Raw genomic sequence first — 352 nt, forward strand, 5'->3', positions numbered from 1 at the left:
CTCAGAAATCTATCCCCAGGTGCTGCGGCTGCAATCCGAGTACCACTAAGTAAGCATAAGAAAGTGCGCCGATGGCGCCCTCAGTTTTTAGTGCGGTTGTTGGCTTGTCGCCATCAATTGCGATCCTGGGTCGACTCAGATTCATCCACCGTATTTTTGTTCACATTCAGCACCGGCGGGCGTTCATCAATACCCGTAACCAGCAGTTGGTCGATACGGTAGCTATCAATATCCACCACTTCAAACGCGTAGCCGGAAAACTTCACAAAGTCGGTACGCTTCGGAATCTTGCGCAGCATGTACATCATCAAGCCGCCGATGGTTTCATAATTGCCAGACTGCGGGAGATCAT

Annotated in this window: 1 protein-coding gene; it reads right to left on the bottom strand. The window is 50.6% G+C overall.

Translation table 11 applies throughout. The features are described from left to right. Nucleotides 1-113: 113 nt before the first annotated feature. On the bottom strand, nucleotides 114-352 hold a 239-nt coding region (locus KVT28_RS24720; protein WP_305801793.1), incomplete at its 5' end, for a transporter associated domain-containing protein.

The sequence above is a fragment of the Pantoea sp. GbtcB22 genome, from assembly GCF_019091025.1.
Taxonomy (GTDB): domain Bacteria; phylum Pseudomonadota; class Gammaproteobacteria; order Enterobacterales; family Enterobacteriaceae; genus Pantoea; species Pantoea leporis.